This window comes from Chromobacterium sp. CV08 (assembly GCF_051129845.1).
In the GTDB taxonomy this organism is placed as follows: Bacteria; Pseudomonadota; Gammaproteobacteria; order Burkholderiales; family Chromobacteriaceae; genus Chromobacterium.
The window spans coordinates 322,365-337,461 of the sequence record NZ_CP150453.1; the positions used below are offsets into that span (position 1 = coordinate 322,365).

16 protein-coding genes are annotated in these 15,097 nt (G+C 65.1%); 4 read left to right on the top strand and 12 right to left on the bottom strand.

The window, feature by feature from the left end:
- Positions 1-137: 137 nt before the first annotated feature.
- On the top strand, positions 138-683 hold the full coding sequence (locus tag WNM05_RS01520) for a GNAT family N-acetyltransferase (protein WP_434631906.1): 546 nt from the start codon (positions 138-140) through the stop codon (positions 681-683).
- Positions 684-921: 238 nt separating this feature from the next.
- The gene (locus WNM05_RS01525) at positions 922-1,908 is read left to right on the top strand and encodes a hypothetical protein (RefSeq protein WP_434631908.1); all 987 of its coding nucleotides are present in this window, start codon (positions 922-924) and stop codon (positions 1,906-1,908) included.
- Positions 1,909-2,070: 162 nt separating this feature from the next.
- Here WNM05_RS01525 and WNM05_RS01530 read toward each other — a convergent pair whose 3' ends face one another.
- Both WNM05_RS01530 and WNM05_RS01535 read right to left on the bottom strand, forming a co-directional pair.
- Positions 2,071-3,264, bottom strand: a complete 1,194-nt coding sequence (locus tag WNM05_RS01530) for an aromatic amino acid transaminase (RefSeq protein ID WP_434631909.1) — start codon at positions 3,262-3,264, stop codon at positions 2,071-2,073.
- Positions 3,265-3,336: 72 nt separating this feature from the next.
- Entirely contained in the window at positions 3,337-3,612 is a 276-nt protein-coding gene (locus WNM05_RS01535) for a superinfection immunity protein (RefSeq protein WP_434631911.1), read from the bottom strand.
- A gap of 213 nt (positions 3,613-3,825) precedes the next feature.
- On the opposite strand from WNM05_RS01535, the gene WNM05_RS01540 reads away from it, so the two are divergent.
- Entirely contained in the window at positions 3,826-4,287 is a 462-nt protein-coding gene (locus tag WNM05_RS01540; RefSeq protein WP_434631912.1) for a GNAT family N-acetyltransferase, read from the top strand.
- A gap of 54 nt (positions 4,288-4,341) precedes the next feature.
- Complete coding sequence (locus WNM05_RS01545) at positions 4,342-5,232, top strand: DMT family transporter (protein WP_434631914.1); 891 nt, start codon at positions 4,342-4,344, stop codon at positions 5,230-5,232.
- 56 nt (positions 5,233-5,288) lie between these two features.
- On the opposite strand, the gene WNM05_RS01550 is transcribed toward WNM05_RS01545, so the two are convergent.
- The 10 genes from WNM05_RS01550 to WNM05_RS01595 form a co-directional block, all read right to left on the bottom strand.
- On the bottom strand, positions 5,289-6,245 hold the full coding sequence (locus WNM05_RS01550) for a phage tail protein (protein WP_434631916.1): 957 nt from the start codon (positions 6,243-6,245) through the stop codon (positions 5,289-5,291).
- 195 nt (positions 6,246-6,440) lie between these two features.
- Complete coding sequence (locus tag WNM05_RS01555; protein ID WP_434631918.1) at positions 6,441-7,001, bottom strand: hypothetical protein; 561 nt, start codon at positions 6,999-7,001, stop codon at positions 6,441-6,443.
- Between the two features lie 10 nt (positions 7,002-7,011).
- Entirely contained in the window at positions 7,012-8,070 is a 1,059-nt protein-coding gene (locus WNM05_RS01560) for a hypothetical protein (protein WP_434631920.1), read from the bottom strand.
- A gap of 106 nt (positions 8,071-8,176) precedes the next feature.
- Positions 8,177-8,755, bottom strand: a complete 579-nt coding sequence (locus tag WNM05_RS01565; RefSeq protein ID WP_434631922.1) for a YmfQ family protein — start codon at positions 8,753-8,755, stop codon at positions 8,177-8,179.
- Positions 8,752-9,840, bottom strand: coding sequence for a baseplate J/gp47 family protein (locus tag WNM05_RS01570; RefSeq protein ID WP_434631924.1), 1,089 nt, complete (start codon positions 9,838-9,840; stop codon positions 8,752-8,754). The genes WNM05_RS01565 and WNM05_RS01570 overlap by 4 nt, the downstream gene beginning before the upstream one ends.
- Positions 9,840-10,190, bottom strand: a complete 351-nt coding sequence (locus tag WNM05_RS01575; RefSeq protein WP_434631926.1) for a phage GP46 family protein — start codon at positions 10,188-10,190, stop codon at positions 9,840-9,842. Before WNM05_RS01575 ends, WNM05_RS01570 begins: the two co-directional genes overlap by 1 nt.
- Before the next feature lie 59 nt (positions 10,191-10,249).
- Complete coding sequence (locus WNM05_RS01580; protein WP_434631928.1) at positions 10,250-10,891, bottom strand: phage baseplate assembly protein V; 642 nt, start codon at positions 10,889-10,891, stop codon at positions 10,250-10,252.
- Between the two features lie 10 nt (positions 10,892-10,901).
- Positions 10,902-11,948 (bottom strand): phage baseplate assembly protein, encoded by a 1,047-nt coding sequence (locus WNM05_RS01585; protein ID WP_434631930.1) that lies wholly within the window; start codon positions 11,946-11,948, stop codon positions 10,902-10,904.
- Positions 11,932-13,236: a DNA circularization protein gene (locus tag WNM05_RS01590; RefSeq protein ID WP_434631932.1), complete on the bottom strand. Its 1,305-nt coding sequence runs from the start codon at positions 13,234-13,236 to the stop codon at positions 11,932-11,934. The genes WNM05_RS01585 and WNM05_RS01590 overlap by 17 nt, the downstream gene beginning before the upstream one ends.
- Positions 13,236-15,068, bottom strand: coding sequence for a hypothetical protein (locus tag WNM05_RS01595; RefSeq protein WP_434631933.1), 1,833 nt, complete (start codon positions 15,066-15,068; stop codon positions 13,236-13,238). Before WNM05_RS01595 ends, WNM05_RS01590 begins: the two co-directional genes overlap by 1 nt.
- Positions 15,069-15,097: the final 29 nt, after the last annotated feature.

Consider the following 15,097-nt stretch of genomic DNA (forward strand, 5'->3'; position numbering starts at 1 on the left):
ATCCGGCAGAAAAGGCCGATGCCACAAAAGACCTTGAACAGGCTCTAAGGCCAGGTCGGCTGAACCCCGCCGGCATGGCGGGGTCTGAGCGTTTGGTGCCTCTGGCCCTGTTCATTTTTCGACAATAGGAGCCCGACATGACCGACCTGTCCACGCTCAGCTTCACGGTTGTGCCCAACCGCGACCTCTCCGCGCATCAGCGCGACGGTATCCTGAGCCTGTGTTCACAGGCCTACGAGGAAGATTTCTCTCCTTATCTGGATGGGCTGGAAGACGCCACCCATCTGCTGGTGCACGACGCCGGCGAACTGGTCAGCCACGCCGCCTGGCTGCAGCGCGAATTGCGCGCCGAGGGCCTGCCGCCGCTGCGTTCCGCCTATGTGGAGGCGATGGCCACGCTGCCGGACCGGCAGGGCAAGGGCTATGGCAGCGCCGTGTTGTCGACGATCCCCGCCTTGATCGGCGACGATTACGACATCGCCGCGCTGTCGCCGTCCGAGGCCGATTTCTACGCCCGCCGCGGCTGGGAGCTGTGGCTGGGACCGCTGGCCTACCACGACAACGGCAGCCTGGTGGAAACGCCGGAAGAAGAGGTGATGATCTACCGCTTGTTCCACACGCCGTCGGCGCTGGACATCAGCGCGTCGCTGGAAACCGACTGGCGACCGGGCGAGGTCTGGTAATTTCCATTCCATTCCGCCTCTGACAGGAGCGGGAATACGCCGCCGCTCGGACGAGAAACCGGCCCTCGGGCCGGTTTTTTCGTCTCGCCGGCGCCATCGTCTTCGAGCCGGATGCTTGTCTAGCACGGCTATGCGGCCGGTATAGCGGTCTGCTATCGCCGTCATCCCGAAATCCTATTAGGTTTTTGCTCGACGCTGATCCAAAGTGAATGGGAACGGAATCGCGAAGGAGACGCCGATGTTGCAAGAGTTGCTGTCGCCGCTGCTGGCTTATGCCGGTGGCTATCGGCAAGGCCTGTCCAACCATTTGCCGATGGCGCTGCAGGCGCTGGCAGAGCTGGGAGCCGGCGAAGCCGAGTTGCGCCGCCACGCCGCTTCATGCAAGCACCTGGAGCCGCTGGACGACGACGGCCGGGACATCGCCGATACCAGTGGCTGGCTGGGCGACCCGGCCAGCGAGGCGGCCTGGCGGCGGCGTTTCGCCTGGGAGCGGGAAAGCGACAGATGGCAGCGCTGTTGGCCGCAACGGCTGCGGCTGGCGCTGGAGGCGCCGGCCTCGGCGTCGTTCCACGGCCTGATCCGCTTGTCCTACGCGGTGCGCGGCGGCGTGGCGGGCGAGATCGACGCCGCGCTGGCCTATGCGCTGTCGCACTGGCGTTTGCTGCCTATGCCTGGGCGCAGCATGGTGCCGCTGACCCTGACCGAGCTGTTGCGGGACTGGCAGGGCAGGCCGATTCCGCCGGAGGCGGGTGAGGCGCGCATCGTGGACGATATCGAGCAGGCGCTGGCGATGCCCGAGCTGCAGTGTCGCCTGCCGCCCGGCCTGCTGGCCGGCGCGCGCGAACAGCGCAGCCTGTGCCGCCTGCTGTTTCTGGCCGCGCGCGACTTCAAGTCGGTGCACCTGATCACCGCCTGGGAGGCCGGCTTGAGCCTGGCACGCGGCAACGGCCTGGGCGAGGTGCCCGATTGCGCGGCCCTGCAGATGCAGATGGCCCTGGTGGGGGTATACATCTACGACGGTTGCCCGGCGCTGCCGCAGCTGCGGCGCGGTCCGCTGCCGCCGCTGGAGGAGATCCGCCGGCTGGCGCGGGAACAGCCGGACGATCACAGCATCAAGCTGGCGCTCAGTTGCCTGAGGCTGGCCGAGATGGACGGCGACGCCGCCTGGATGGTGCTGGCCACCGAGGTGGCCGCGCACGGCTGGCCGGAACGGGCCATCGCCTGATGCGGAAAACGGCGGGCCGCCGCGACACGGCAGACCCGCCGTTCAGGCCGGCTGATTCCCGTTGACGGGAACGCGAAGGCTGGCGAGCGGGGCCGCCGTCCAGTACGGCACGGCCCCGCGCAGCGAAGCCGACAACGTTGTCGGCGCTGAATGGAACCGGAATTACTGCACTTTGGCGAAGGCGTCGGCTACATAGGGCGCGTTGGCGGTATTGAGGCCGGCCACGCACATGCGGCCGCTGCCGACCAGGTAGACGCCGAAGCGTTCGCGCAGCTGGTCCACCTGGGCGGCGCTAAAGCCGGTGTAGCTGAACATGCCGCGCTGGTTGACCAGATAGCCGAAATCGCGCTCGGGCAGCGCCTCCTTCAACACCTGCACCAGCACGCCGCGCATCGCTTGTATGCGTTCGCGCATCTCGTTCACTTCCGACACCCACAAGGCCTTCAGCTCCGCGTCGTTCAGCACGGTGGCGATCACCCTGGCGCCGTGCGTCGGCGGGCTGGAATAGTTGCGGCGTACGGTGGCCTTCAGCTGGCCCGACACCAGCGCGGCCTCGGCGGCGTCGCGGCATACCACGGACAGGCCTCCGCAACGCTCGCCGTACAGCGAGAAGATCTTGGAGAAGGAGTTGCTGACCAGGAAGGACAGGCCGGCGTCGGCCATCGCGCGGATCGCGTAGGCATCCTGTTCCAGACCGGCGCCGAAGCCCTGGTAGGCGATGTCGAGGAAGGGGATCAGCTGGCGCGCCTTGGCGACGGCCACCACCTGGTCCCATTGCGCGTCGCTCAGATCGGCGCCGGTGGGATTGTGGCAACACGGGTGCAGCAGCACGATGCTCTTGGCCGGCAGCGTTTCCAGCTTGGCCAGCATCGCGGCGAAATCGACGCCGCGGGTGGCCGGATCGAAATAGGGGTAGCGCTCCACCGAGAAGCCGGCGCCTTCGAAGATGGCGACGTGATTGTCCCAGGTCGGGTCGCTGACCCAGACGCCGGAGGCCGGGAAGTAGCGCTTCAGGAAATCGGCGCCCACTTTCAGCGCGCCGGAACCGCCCAGCGTCTGCAAGGTGGCGATGCGGCCGCTGGCCACCGCCGGATGATCGGCGCCGAACAGTAGCGCCTGCACCGCGTTGCGGTAGGCCGGCATGCCGTCCATCGGCAGATAGGTGCACGGCGGCTGGGCCTGGCCGGCCAGCAGCGCCTCGGCCTGTTCCACCGCCTTCAGCCGCGGGATGCGGCCGGCTTCGTCGTAATACAGGCCGATGCTGAGATTGACCTTGTCGGCGCGCGGGTCCTTGCCGAAGGCTTCGACCAGCGACAGGATGGGATCGCCGGCATAGGCGTCTACATGTTGGAACACGAGTCTTCTCCTCTTGGTTTGCGGACGCCCGCGCTTGTTCGGGGGGCGGGTCGCCGGGGTGCGGCGCGGCGCTCAGGCCAGGTCGTCGCGTTTCAAAGCCAGCCCCATCGCGAGCAGCCACGGCACGATCAGCCAGCCGCCCAGCACGTTCAGCAGCGCCACCTGTTTCAGCCGACGGCTTTTCACCAGCGCGGCGGTGACGGTGGGAACGAGATAGGCGCCGGCCATCGCCAGCGCGTCGCCCAGCCAGACGGCGGCCTCGACCAGCGGCGGCAGATTGCGCCAGCTGCCGTAGCACCATAGCAGGATGGCCAGCGCCAGCAGCGTGAACAGCAGATTTCTCAGCATCGGCAACAAATTCATGGCGGGCGGTACGATAGGGGAAACCCATATCGTGCGAGTTTTTACCGGCGCTGGCAACGGCAAGTTTGCGGCGGCGTGGAATGATAATGCCATAAATGTCTTTGTGGTCGGCATTTTGTGCCCTTCTGTATGCCGAACGCTTGTTCGGATGCCGCCGCTTGTTTACGCTGGGACTTTCTGTGGGAGACGGGAAGCGCCATGGCAGTGGAAATCGACGCCGATCCGAGGCGGCTGGACCGCGAGCGGATATACCGATATCTGTCCCGCGAGTCCTACTGGGGGCGCGGCGTGCCGCGCGAGGTGTTCGAGCGCTCGCTGGCGCATTCTCTATGCTTCGGCGCCTATGCCGACGACGGCCAGCAGATCGGTTTCGCCCGCGCGATAACGGACCAGGCGACCTTCGCCTATCTGGCCGACGTCTTCGTGCTGGACGGCTGGCGGGGGCAGGGCGTCGGCAAGCGGCTGGTGGAGGCGGCGCTGGCGCACCCGGCGCTGCGGGACCTGCGCAGGATGGTGCTGGCCACCGCCGACGCGCACGGTCTGTACGCACAGTACGGCTTCACCGCGCTGAACCGGCCGGAGAGGATGATGGAAAAGCTGGATCAGGACGTGTATCTGAGACTGGCCGGCGACGAGGCGAAGGCCGATGGCGACGCGTAAGCGCCGCGACGTCGGCAAGGGCAGGGAGCGGGTGGAAATCCACTTGATCGAACCATGATGCTGTACGAGCTCGCCGCGGTCGGCGCCGCCGGCTGCTGGGCGCTGGGCGGACTGTTGGGCGCCGCGCCCTCCCGTCATTTCGGTCCCTTCGCCTTCACCCGACTGCGGCTGACGCTGCTGACCGCGGTGCTTGGCGTTTACAGCCTGCTGTCCGGCGGCTGGCACACCGTCAGCGCCGCCAGCCTGTGGCCGGCGCTGCTGTCCGGTCTGGCCGGCATCTTCCTCGGCGATACGGTGATGTTCGCGTCGATGAACCGCCTGGGCCCGCGCCGCACCGGCCTGCTGTTCGCCACCCATTCGGTGTTTTCAGTGCTGTTGGGCGTGTTGCTGTTGTCCGAGCGCTTGAGCGCCGGCGCGATGCTGGGCAGCCTGCTGGTGTTCGGCGGCGTGCTGCTGGCGGTGGCCTTCGGCCGGCGCGAGGTGGACGCCCATGTCTGGGAGCGCAACGACAAGCTGGCCTCCGGCGTCGCGCTCGGCCTCGCGGCCGCGCTGTGCCAGGCGCTGGGCACCTTCTTCGCCAAGCCGGCGATGGCGGCCGGGCTGGAGCCGGTGACCGCGTCGGCGTTGCGCATGGGCGTCAGCTGCGGCGCCCACTACCTGCTGTGGCTCAGCGGCTGGAAACTGGCGAAAAGCCGCGGCCGGTACACGCCGCCGATGCTGGGCCGGACCGCGCTGAACGGCCTGGTGGCGCTGGGCCTGGGCATGACGCTGATCATGCTGGCTTTGCAGCATGCGAACGTCGCGACGGTGGGCATATTGTCGGCGCTGAGCCCGGTGCTGATTTTGCCGATGCTGTGGGTGGTCCTGCGCCGGCCACCGCCGCTCTTGGCCTGGCTGGGCGCCGCGGTGAGCTGCGCCGGCACCGCGCTGGTGGTGCTGCGTTGATTTCTATGTAGAAACCGCGCCGATTTGGCGCGGTTTCACGTGGAACGTCGCGGGCGTCAGTACTTGATGCAGGCGAGCAGGGCGATGTTGCGGGGGCGGACTCTCATTGCATCTACATGCTTCATGAATGTCGTGCCCTCCCCTTTAGGCTGTGTTCCGTATGCGCCATCAAGTACTCTGCCTTGCCAGTCCCAATCTGCTGCAGCTGTGCCCATTACGTCTGGAACGGCGCCATTCCATCCATTGTCAGTCCAGTAGTCTTTAATGACACGGGTAGCGTCTTGCCATGAACCCAGCTGCCGCAAATTATCAATACCACGCCCATTATCCCAGCCGCGAATAAATTCCCCGCAGAGGTTGGGTATACAGAAAGTTGTTTTGCCATCTCCGCCATAAATCTTGCCAATGGCGGTAAACAAGGCGGGATAGTCTTTACAGTTCTTTGTGGAACCATCGGCGATTAACCAGCCAGCCGGCGCATTAGGCATGGCAAAGTAAGCCACCATTCCCGCTGGTGCAGCAGCATTTACTTGCGTAGCAGTCGCGGCATCATTTATGCCATACCCAGCTAGCGTGGACGCTTTGTCTGCTTTGCCGGCTAGCAGATTGGCGATGGATGCGGCGAAGTTGGAATCGTTGCCTAACGCAGCCGCCAGTTCCTGCAAGGTATTCAGCGCGCCGGGCGCGCCGGCCACCAGGTTGTTGACGGCGGTCTGCAGATCGGTCTTGCTGGCGCCGTCGACGATGCCGTAGCCGGCCAGCGTGGTCGGCCTGCTGTTGCCGCCCCAGGCGATGTTCTGCACCGCCTGCTGTAATTGGTCCTTCCGAGAAGCATCCGGATTCTGGCCGCTGTTTTTCAACAGGGTCAGCACCTCCTGCTGGGTGGATTGCACGGCGGTCTGCATGCCGTTCAGCCACTCCGAGGTGACCACGGTGCCGAGTTCTCCGGTGTAGGGGTTGCCGTCGTGGAACAGGCCGTCCGGGCTGTTGATCGGTTTGAGTTGGTCTTGCATGTGAGGCGCCTCCCGCGTGAATGAGAAATCGGCCGCCGGGGCCGATGACAGATGTCGCTGATTTGGAATGACGGTGATTTTGCGGGAGCGTCCGTTTCGACGGCAGCGGACGGGTGTCAGTACTGACACGGCTGCCGGATGCGATGAAAAAACCGCGCCGGGCGCGGTTTGGGGGGGATGGCGGCCGGTCTAAGGTCAGGGCGTTTCCCAGTGGATGGCCGAGAGCCGCGACGACGCGTCCGGCGAGGCCGGATCGACGGCGTCGAGCCTGTCCGTCAGCGCCTGCTTGCGGCCGATGATCTTGCCTGCCTCCACCGCGTAGGCATCGGCCTTGGCGCGTACCCGGCCGGCCAGCTCCGCCACTGTCAGGCCGCGGGCCTGGGCGATGGCTGTCAGCAAAGGCGTGGACGCCGCCGGACTGGCCCCGATATCGCGGGCCTCGCGTTCCTGCTGCGGCCAGCTGTCCGCTTCGCGTTCCGGGTAGGCCAGGCGCAGCGCGGCCAGTTCCTGGTCGCAGCCGGAGCGGATGGCGGCGCGCCGGGCGGCGAGCAGTTGCGCCGGCGTCGCTTGCGGCGCGACATAGGCCTGCACGACGCCGTCGCGCACCATCATCTCGCCCTGGGCCTGGGCGGTCCATTCGGCATCCGAGCACGGATGCAGCAGGGCGGCGTCCGGTAGATTGCAGTTGCGGGCTTCGGTGTCTATCCATTGCAGCACGCGGCCGTCGACCGGGTTGAAGTAGGCGAATTTGCTCATTATTTTCTCCTTACCATTCGATGAAGATCACGCCGGGGGCGCCGTTTGCTCCGGCGATGCCGCCGTCGACGCTGCCGGCGAAGCCGCCGCCGCCGCCTGAGCCGAAGCCGGAGCCGTTGTGGGATACGCCGCCGGCCCAATACCACCAGCCTGTGCCGCCGCCGCCGCCGAACGGCGAATTGCCGCCCAGGCCGCCGGGATAGCACATATTGGTCGTCGGTCCGCTCCAACCTACGGTGCCCGGCGCCATGCCGGGGCCGCCATTGCCCGGGCCGGCGCCGTTTCCCCATGTCCCGTTGGTGTTGCCGGCGCCGCCGCCTGTGCCGCCAGGCAGATTCAAGCCGATTTCGGCTATGGCGGTGGCGCCGCCGTTGGTGCCGTTGATGCCGGCGGATCCTGTCGCGCCGTTGCCCGGGCCGCCCAGGCCGCCGCTGCCGCCGCCGCCGATGACGATGTTGAGGACTTGCCCCGGCTTGACCGCGTAGTCCTGGCGCATCACATGATTGCCGGCGCCGCCGCCGCCGCCAGCGGCCATGACGCTGGCGCTGCTCGCGCCGCTGCCGCCGCCGCCGCCGCCGCCGCCGCAGCCGGAGACGTAGATGCGGGTTACGCCGTCGGGCACGGTGAACTGCCCGTTGCCGGTGAAGCGGGCCAGCCGTTGGAAATAGCGGGCATCGCTTTGCGCCTTGGTCTGGGCGTCGCCGATGCCGTAGCCGGCCAGTGTGGCGGCCTTGTCGGCTTTCACGGTTGTCAGATTGCCGACGGCGGTCTGCAGCTCGGTCTTGCTGGCGCCGTCGACGATGCCGTAACCGGCCAGCGTGGTCGGTTTGCTGCGGCCTCCCCAGGCGATGTTCTGCACCGCCTGCAGCAGTTGGTCCTGGCGAGTGGGATCGGCTTTCTGGCCGCTGTTCTGGATGACCGACAGCATTTCCTGCTGGGTGGATTGCGTGGCGGATTGCAGGGTGTTCAGCCAGTCGGCCGAGACGATGGTGCCCAGTTCGCCGGTCGCGGGGTTGCCGTCGTGGAACCGCTGGTCCGGCGTGGGCACGGGCTTGATGGGATCTTGCATGAAGCGCTCCTGGGAAGGATGGGATGAGAGCAGCCGATAGACGATCGGCGTCGGGGAGGGGACGTGCGGGTGGGAAAATGCGCGGAATGCGCGCGTTTGGTGACGATTACGGCTGATAGGCGAAATAGACGAAGGTATGGGCCGGCTTCAGGTCGTTGAACAGCTCTTCCAGCCTGGGGTCGCCGAAAGTGGACAGGCGTTCGCCCGCCAGCGATTGACCGGCGCGGAACTGGTAGGGGCGGACCTTGCTGCCGAACACGGTCACCTGCCATACCCAGGGGATGTCGGCGCTCCACAGCTGCTGGCCGGCGCGGTTGACGCCGGCGCGGAACGGTTGCGGTTCGTCTATCCGGATCTTGTAGCCCATGCCGGCCGCCAGCCGGGTGAAGTAGGGAATGGACAGGCCGCCGGTTTCAGCCAGCTTGGCCAGCACCGCCTGCTGGCGTTGCTGGTAGGTGGCGTCGGATGGAGGCGTCAGGCCGCATACCCGCTCCCAATCCGGCAGCATGGCTTCGGCCTGCAAGGGGGTGATCGCGCCGGCCAGCTGGCGGGCCGAATTCTGCGCGCGGTCCAGCGCCGCGCCCTCGCTGGCCAGCTCGGCCTGCAGCCGCGGGCCGTCCGGGCTGTAGCTGACCGGCGGCAACAGCCGGGTCAGCAAGTCCTGATACGGTGCTTGCGGTGTCATTGCAGCGCCCTCACCGTCAGTTTGCCCAGCCGCAGCCATTCCACTTTGCTTTGATCGGATACCGGATCGATGTTGCCGGCCGGCGCGTTGAGCTGGCGGTCCTGCACGCCGGGCAGGTCGGAGATCAGTGCTTCGATCCGGCTCTTGACCAGCCGCTCGCCCGGCGCCAGGCCTGCGAAGTAGGCCTGCAGCGTCTGTTGCAGCATAGGCGTGAACGCGTCGGGATTCGCGCCGCCCAGATTCAGCGCGACGTCGATGTCGACCGGGCGCGGCGTCGGCGCCAGCACCAGGCAGCTCTTCGCGGTGACCGGGCGCAGGTCTTCGATATGAGCCTGCACATTGGCGAGGATTTCCTGCGACGGCAGGTCGCCGTTGGCGGTGATGACCACGTCGACGGTGCCCAGGCCGCGGCGCAGCGGGTAGACGTAGGCGGCGGAGACGCCTTTGACTTCCATCGCCCAGCGGCGGTAGTCGTGCTTGTTGCCGCCGGCCGGCGGGCGGCGGATCAGCTCCAGCAGCCGGTCCAGCAGGGCCGCGTCGTCTTCGACGTCGACGCCGTTGCGCATGCTGAGCAGCAGCGCCTTGGCGGCTACGCCGGGCGGCGCCTGCATCAGCTCCACCGACAGGTTGTCCGGCTGGTTGGCGGCGGTGCCGGCCTGGCCGGCGAAAATGGGCAGCTCGGCCTGGCCGTTGGCGTCCAGCCTGACCGAATAAGGGCTGCCGTCGGCGTTGCCGGCCGGGGTGGCGTACAGTTGCTCGCCCACCCGCAGCTGCAGGCTGCCGGTGACGGTGGCTCCGGCGTTGCCGCTGATCCTCAGCGTGCCGCTGGCGGCGGTGGCCGGCTTGCGCACGATGCCGCGCAGGCGGGCGTGCTGTTCCAGGTATTCGCTGTCGGCGGTGTCGGGGAAGATCTGGCGGGCGATCCAGCTCTGGTGCTGGTACAGGCCCTCCACCGCGCTGGCCACCGAGCTCGCGCGGACGAAGTAATCGCTGTCCGGCGCGATGTCGGCATCGGCGCGCAGGTTTTGCAGGTCTCGCAGCAGCGCGTCGCGGATGCTGGCGAAATCGGGGGTGGGCAGGGGCATCAGGCTATCCTCACTTGATGTTGGAAATGGCGGATGTGGCCGCCGGTCTCGGCGACTTCTATGGTCAGCAACAGCCGACCGGGGCCTTGCCGTTGCGACGACACCTGGACGCGGTTGGCGCGGCCGTCCTGCAGCAGCGGCTGCAGCGCCTGTTCGGCGTACTGGCAGGCCAAGAGGTCGATGCGCTTGCTGTCCTTGCTGCGGGACAGCTCGTGCAGGCGCGAGCCCAGCGTCGGGTCGGCCCACCAGCCGCCCAGCGGGGTCATCAGGCGCAGGTAGACGGCGTTGGCGACGGTGTCGGTGGAGGCGCCGGCGTAGTCGCCGGTGACGGGGTCCAGCAATGGGTCCATGGCGTTATTTTCCGGGTTTGGCGATTGGGGAATCAGGGGACGGGGGTCAGTGGCGCGATTTACTTCGGCGGGCTGGTGGGGCCGTTCGGCGCGTCGTGGGTGTGGGAGGCCAGGCTCTTGCCGCTGGCCTTGACGTCGCCGCTGGCGTTCATCGAGCCGGACAGCTTGATGTCGCCGTTGACGCTGGCGCCGCCGCCGCCCTGGATGGCCAGGCCGCCGTTGCCGCTGATCTGCCCCTGGGCGACGAATTGCGCGCTGGTGTTCAGCGAGGGCGTGGTGAAGCTGGCCTGCTCGCTGGCGTTGACCTGCCAGGTCTTGCAGTCGAGCTGGAAGGTGTCGCATTCCACGGCGATGATCCTGCCGCGTTTGAGCACGATCTTGCTGCCTTCGTCGCTGTACAGCGCCACTTCGCCGGGTTGCAGCGACTGCAGCCGGTAGCTGCCGTGCTCGGTGGCGATCACCACGCTGTGGCTGCTGCGGCCGCCCAGCGGCAGCACCATGGCCATGGTGCCCGGCGGCGGGTTGGAGGTATAGCCGTAATGCTGGAACAGCTCGGCGTCCTGCAAGCGCTCGCCGGCCAGCGCGTCGGCCTGGGCCAGCTGAACGCCGCCGCCGCTGTCGACGTGGGTCAGCGCCGCGCGAAAGCCCTGGCGCACATTGCTGAAGGCGCGGCGTATCCGTTGGTCTACTTCATGCCACATGTTTGTCTCCTCATTGCTTGCCGGCGCGCATCACCGGAATCCAGCACTTGTCTTCCTTCAGCGTCAGCCGGGTGACGCTGCCCTGGCCGCGGCCGCCTTCGAAGGTGCGCGCCATCAGGAAATAAGTGCCGTTGATGCCGTGCGGCTCGCTTTCCACTTCGATGCGCTGGCCCGGCGTCCACAGCGCGCCCTGGCTGTCGCGGTGGCCGGCGACGGTGGCGGTCAGCGTGTAGCCGGCCAGGCGGGCGTCGGCCAGCATCTTGTCGGCGCGGGCGGCCAGCTCGGCCGGGTTGGCGGCGTCCGGCTCCACCTGGATGCGAGGTTTGTGGTAGCGGACGTCGGAATCGAAGACCTGATGCCGCATCGCGTGGCGCCCTGGCGTCAGCGACTGGCCGTGGCCCTGGCCCAGCAGCGTCAGCTCGGAATAGCGCTGCGCGTGGGAACGGGTTTCGGCCAGGCTGATCACATTGTTGCCCTTGCCGTCGCGGCGCAGGATCAGCCGCGCGCCGGCCGGACGGCTGTAGTCCGGGCCGCCGACCACCAGCGTGCCGTCCGGATCGAACCAGGCGGTCAGGCCGTTGGCCTGGGCGGCGCGGGTCAGCACGTCCCAGGCGCTGTTGCCGGGATCGACGTTGATCTTCTCGATCTGGCCGCGGGCCTTGGCGTCGACGCGGATGTTGGCGATGCCCAGCGGCTTCACCACATTGTCCAGCACGTCCTGCAGCGTCATGCCCTTGCCGGTGAACAGCGGCGCGCTGCAATCGAGCAGCATGCCGGCCAGGTCGCGGCCGGACAGCGCCAGCTGGTGGTCGCCGGAGGCCACGCTGTGGCTGATGTCGTCGATGCGGCCCATCAGCACCGTTTCGCCGCCGACCTGCACCTTGACCATCGCGCCCGGTTCCACGTCGGGCGGGAAGACGCCGCCGGGCAGGCCCAGCGACACCTGCCAGGCGTCGGCGGCGACGACCAGGTCGGAGTCGACCGAGTAGTGGGTCCAGTCGCCGTGCCGGCGGCCGCCTATCTGCAGGCTGACGGCGTGATTAGCGGGCGTAGCCATAGACCAGGGTCCCCGGAGTCAGATGGTTCGGTTGGGACAGTTGCGGGTTCAGCCGCAACAGCTCGGCGGCGCGCTCGCTGTCGCCGTACCACAGGTGGGCCAGCTGACGCAGATTGCAGGCGGACTCCACCTTGCGTTTCAACAGCGGCGGACGGGCGGCGATCAGCGCGGCGGCGCCTTGTTGAACCTGCAGACCCAGTTCGCGCAGGCCGTCCACCACCTTGTAGGCGTCCTCGGACGGCATGCCGGCGCGCCATTGATCTATCGTGGTCTGCAGCGAGGCGCGCACGTCGCCGGCGATCTGCTCCAGTGCCGGCGGCGTCAGCGTCGGCTTGGCCGACTCGCTGGCGAAAACGCCGGCTGCGGCTGCGGCGAGCTTGGTGGACACGTTCAGCTGCAGCAGCGCGTCGATGCGGCGCTGGTCGTCGCTCCACACCGACAGCGTGGCGCTGGCCGATACCGGCGAGATGCCCTGGCGCACCGCGTCCGGCAGGCCCTCCAGCCGGCGGCGCAGCGCCTTCCAGTCGGCCAGCGTGGCGGAGGCGCGGTCGGCGGCGGTCTTCAGTGCCGGCAGCGGGCCGAGGTCCACCTGCAGATCGAAGCGCCAGTCGGCCGCCGCGTCCACCAGCTGCCTGGCCTGGGCGACGAAGGCCTGCGGATAGGCGAGCAGGTCCGTCACCTGGGCCACCGCCTGGTTGGCGATGGCGGCCAGCTGCTTGACTGTGGCGCTCAGCTGCTGGCGCAGCGCGGCGACGCGGGCCAGTGCGCCCTTGGCCGTGGCCACCAGGCCCTGGGCCTTGGCAAAGGCCTCGCCGGCCGTCTGGCGCAGCTTGTCCACCTGGGACGAGATGGCGTCCACCTGCGGCAGCGTCTTCTTGGCGGCGAAGAACGGGTTGCCCGGCGTGGCCTCCACCCAGTTGATCTCCACGGTGCAGGAGTCGGTGGCGTCGGCGTCGTGGCTGATCTGGTAATCCACCACCTGGGCCTGCGGCATGCTGCCGAACACCGGGTGGACCAACTCGCCGGGGCCGGCGGCGTCCAGCGCGGCGACGAATTCGCGCAGCCGGCGCTGGTAGTCCTGACCCCAGAACATCGCCGACAGCGACACCTTGCGCGCCTTGCGGCCCAGGTCCTCCACGTCGGCCCCGTCCTTGTACGGGTATTCGTGCATCGCCTGGTCGCGCTGCGCGCTGTCCACGCTCTTCAGGCAGTCGAAGCGCACGCCGCGGAAGCTGGCGTCCACCAGGGGGCCGGCGGATGCGCCGGCGAACACATTGAGGCTGAACATCAGCTCCTCCTTTGTTGTTGGCTGTTGGCGGCGTTGACGGCGGCGACGATGTTGCCGTTTCGCACGTCGACGGTGATTTGGATGGGTTTGGCCAGCGGGGCCAGCGCGGCATTCAACTGGCCGAGCAGAGCGGCAAGCTGGGCTAGTTGGGCATCCAGATTGCCGGGACCGGCTGGCTGGGCGGCCTTGGCTTGAGCGGGTTGCTTTTGGGGCGGCTTCGCCGCGGCTTGCTGTTTGGGCTGAGCGGGTTCTTTCTTTCCTGCAGCTTCGATCTTGGTCTGAGCTTGCTCAGCCTTTTCCTGCTTCACAGCTTCTACGTCGACGCCTTGCTTGGCTTTCGCCTGTTCCGCTGCTTTCTGTTTTACAGCCTCGGCGTCGATGTGTTGCTTGGCTTTCGCCTGTTCGGCCGCTTTCTGCTTCGCGGCGTCGGCGTGCTGCTTGGCTTTCGCCTGCTCGGCCGCTTTCTGTTTCGCTGCTTCCGCGTCGGCGCGTTGCTTGGGTTTTGCTTTTTCAGCCTCTATCTGTTTTGCAGCTTCCGTATCGACGTGCTGCTTGGCATTTTTTCCTTTACCCTCGGATGGAATGGGCTCTTTTTTATTCTGAGAGTTATCATTGTTATTGCTTTGGGTTTGGTCTGTCAGACCTAGCCCATTTATTTGCTGCCAAGCTTGCTCAGGAGACATGCCATTTTTAATATGGGCGGCATACGCCTCTTTCATCTTTGTCAAGGCTTCTTTAGTGCTGCTTGCAGAAATGGAAGCCTTGTTGTGGCCCACTTTCCCATATCTGCTGAGTCCAGTTTTAGGATCTGCAATACTTGCCCATTCTGCTGCTAGTGCTGTTTGAGCTTTAGCTGGTGAGGTTTCTTTTCCAGTGATGAAGTTTTTAACCTGAGGTCTTTTTTTTGCTATGAGATATTCGGAAAATATTTTTTCCTGCAGCTCAGGTGTTAACTTTTCATTCCCAGTTAGTTTCAAATCCTTAACAGCATCAGCCATTGTTGTTGGTATTATTTGATACTTCCCAATGGCAAATAATCTATTCTTATCACCAACAGGCAGGTTTTGCCGTTTTTGTACTTCCGATATACTCATTTTGGAGAAATCTATAGTCTTTCCAATAGAGTCGCCGGCATTGCCTTGGTTGTAAGACCCGTAATTTCCTTCCCCCTTTGCGATCAAATTACCCAATGAACCACCCATTTTTTGAGTGAGTTTTGTATTGGGTGTAGGTGTAGGTAAGGTAGGCTTTTCTTGTCTTTGGGCTTTATTTTCTTTTTGAGCTGATTTATTTTCTTGAGTTGGGGCGGTTAATTTTATTTTGCCAGACACAATGTCAGAGATATATTTCTTGTATGTTTCTTCATCTGTTTCGACATGAGAGTGAATAGGATATTTATGTTTTCCTGCTAAGTCGCCAGTTTTGTATTGCAACCCGAGCCCTTGTCCGTATTCGACACGGTCTCCATTTTTGAATTTTTGCGTTTCTGGCTTTATGTGTTGCAGTTTTGCTAGTAAGGTACGATCCTTTCCCGCGGGCTTGTCATATATGTCTATCGTTCCGTAGTTTTTAGAGTATGAGGCATATCCTGAGACAGGCGACGGCGTATATACGTCCCTGTTCCCTTTTTCATCACTTAAGATGAAGTCCTTTTTTATATTAACTCTATTTTTTTGCTGCGCGACTTCTTCTAGATTTCCATGTATTTCTGCATATTGGCGATTTTTCTCTTCTTTTTTATCTGGATGATGCTTTGGCATTGAGTCATAGCTGGTTACTGGTACGTTGCCTTTTTTTTTGCCTGCGTACTGCATGATTTTATACTTTGACATTTAAGTTTCCTAACCAAGTGCTCATCCAG

What these genes read in the sequence shown, in the direction of transcription:
- WNM05_RS01565 (WP_434631922.1), bottom strand. Translation starts at nt 8,755, where the DNA reads ATGACACCGCAAGCACCGTATCAGGACTTGCTGACCCGGCTGTTGCCG.
- WNM05_RS01545 (WP_434631914.1), top strand. Translation starts at nt 4,342, where the DNA reads ATGATGCTGTACGAGCTCGCCGCGGTCGGCGCCGCCGGCTGCTGGGCG.
- WNM05_RS01580 (WP_434631928.1), bottom strand. Translation starts at nt 10,891, where the DNA reads ATGTGGCATGAAGTAGACCAACGGATACGCCGCGCCTTCAGCAATGTG.
- WNM05_RS01555 (WP_434631918.1), bottom strand. Translation starts at nt 7,001, where the DNA reads ATGAGCAAATTCGCCTACTTCAACCCGGTCGACGGCCGCGTGCTGCAA.
- WNM05_RS01535 (WP_434631911.1), bottom strand. Translation starts at nt 3,612, where the DNA reads ATGCTGAGAAATCTGCTGTTCACGCTGCTGGCGCTGGCCATCCTGCTA.
- WNM05_RS01570 (WP_434631924.1), bottom strand. Translation starts at nt 9,840, where the DNA reads ATGCCCCTGCCCACCCCCGATTTCGCCAGCATCCGCGACGCGCTGCTG.
- WNM05_RS01525 (WP_434631908.1), top strand. Translation starts at nt 922, where the DNA reads ATGTTGCAAGAGTTGCTGTCGCCGCTGCTGGCTTATGCCGGTGGCTAT.
- WNM05_RS01585 (WP_434631930.1), bottom strand. Translation starts at nt 11,948, where the DNA reads ATGGCTACGCCCGCTAATCACGCCGTCAGCCTGCAGATAGGCGGCCGC.
- WNM05_RS01560 (WP_434631920.1), bottom strand. Translation starts at nt 8,070, where the DNA reads ATGCAAGATCCCATCAAGCCCGTGCCCACGCCGGACCAGCGGTTCCAC.
- WNM05_RS01575 (WP_434631926.1), bottom strand. Translation starts at nt 10,190, where the DNA reads ATGGACCCATTGCTGGACCCCGTCACCGGCGACTACGCCGGCGCCTCC.
- WNM05_RS01595 (WP_434631933.1), bottom strand. Translation starts at nt 15,068, where the DNA reads ATGTCAAAGTATAAAATCATGCAGTACGCAGGCAAAAAAAAAGGCAAC.
- WNM05_RS01590 (WP_434631932.1), bottom strand. Translation starts at nt 13,236, where the DNA reads ATGTTCAGCCTCAATGTGTTCGCCGGCGCATCCGCCGGCCCCCTGGTG.
- WNM05_RS01550 (WP_434631916.1), bottom strand. Translation starts at nt 6,245, where the DNA reads ATGCAAGACCAACTCAAACCGATCAACAGCCCGGACGGCCTGTTCCAC.
- WNM05_RS01540 (WP_434631912.1), top strand. Translation starts at nt 3,826, where the DNA reads ATGGCAGTGGAAATCGACGCCGATCCGAGGCGGCTGGACCGCGAGCGG.
- WNM05_RS01520 (WP_434631906.1), top strand. Translation starts at nt 138, where the DNA reads ATGACCGACCTGTCCACGCTCAGCTTCACGGTTGTGCCCAACCGCGAC.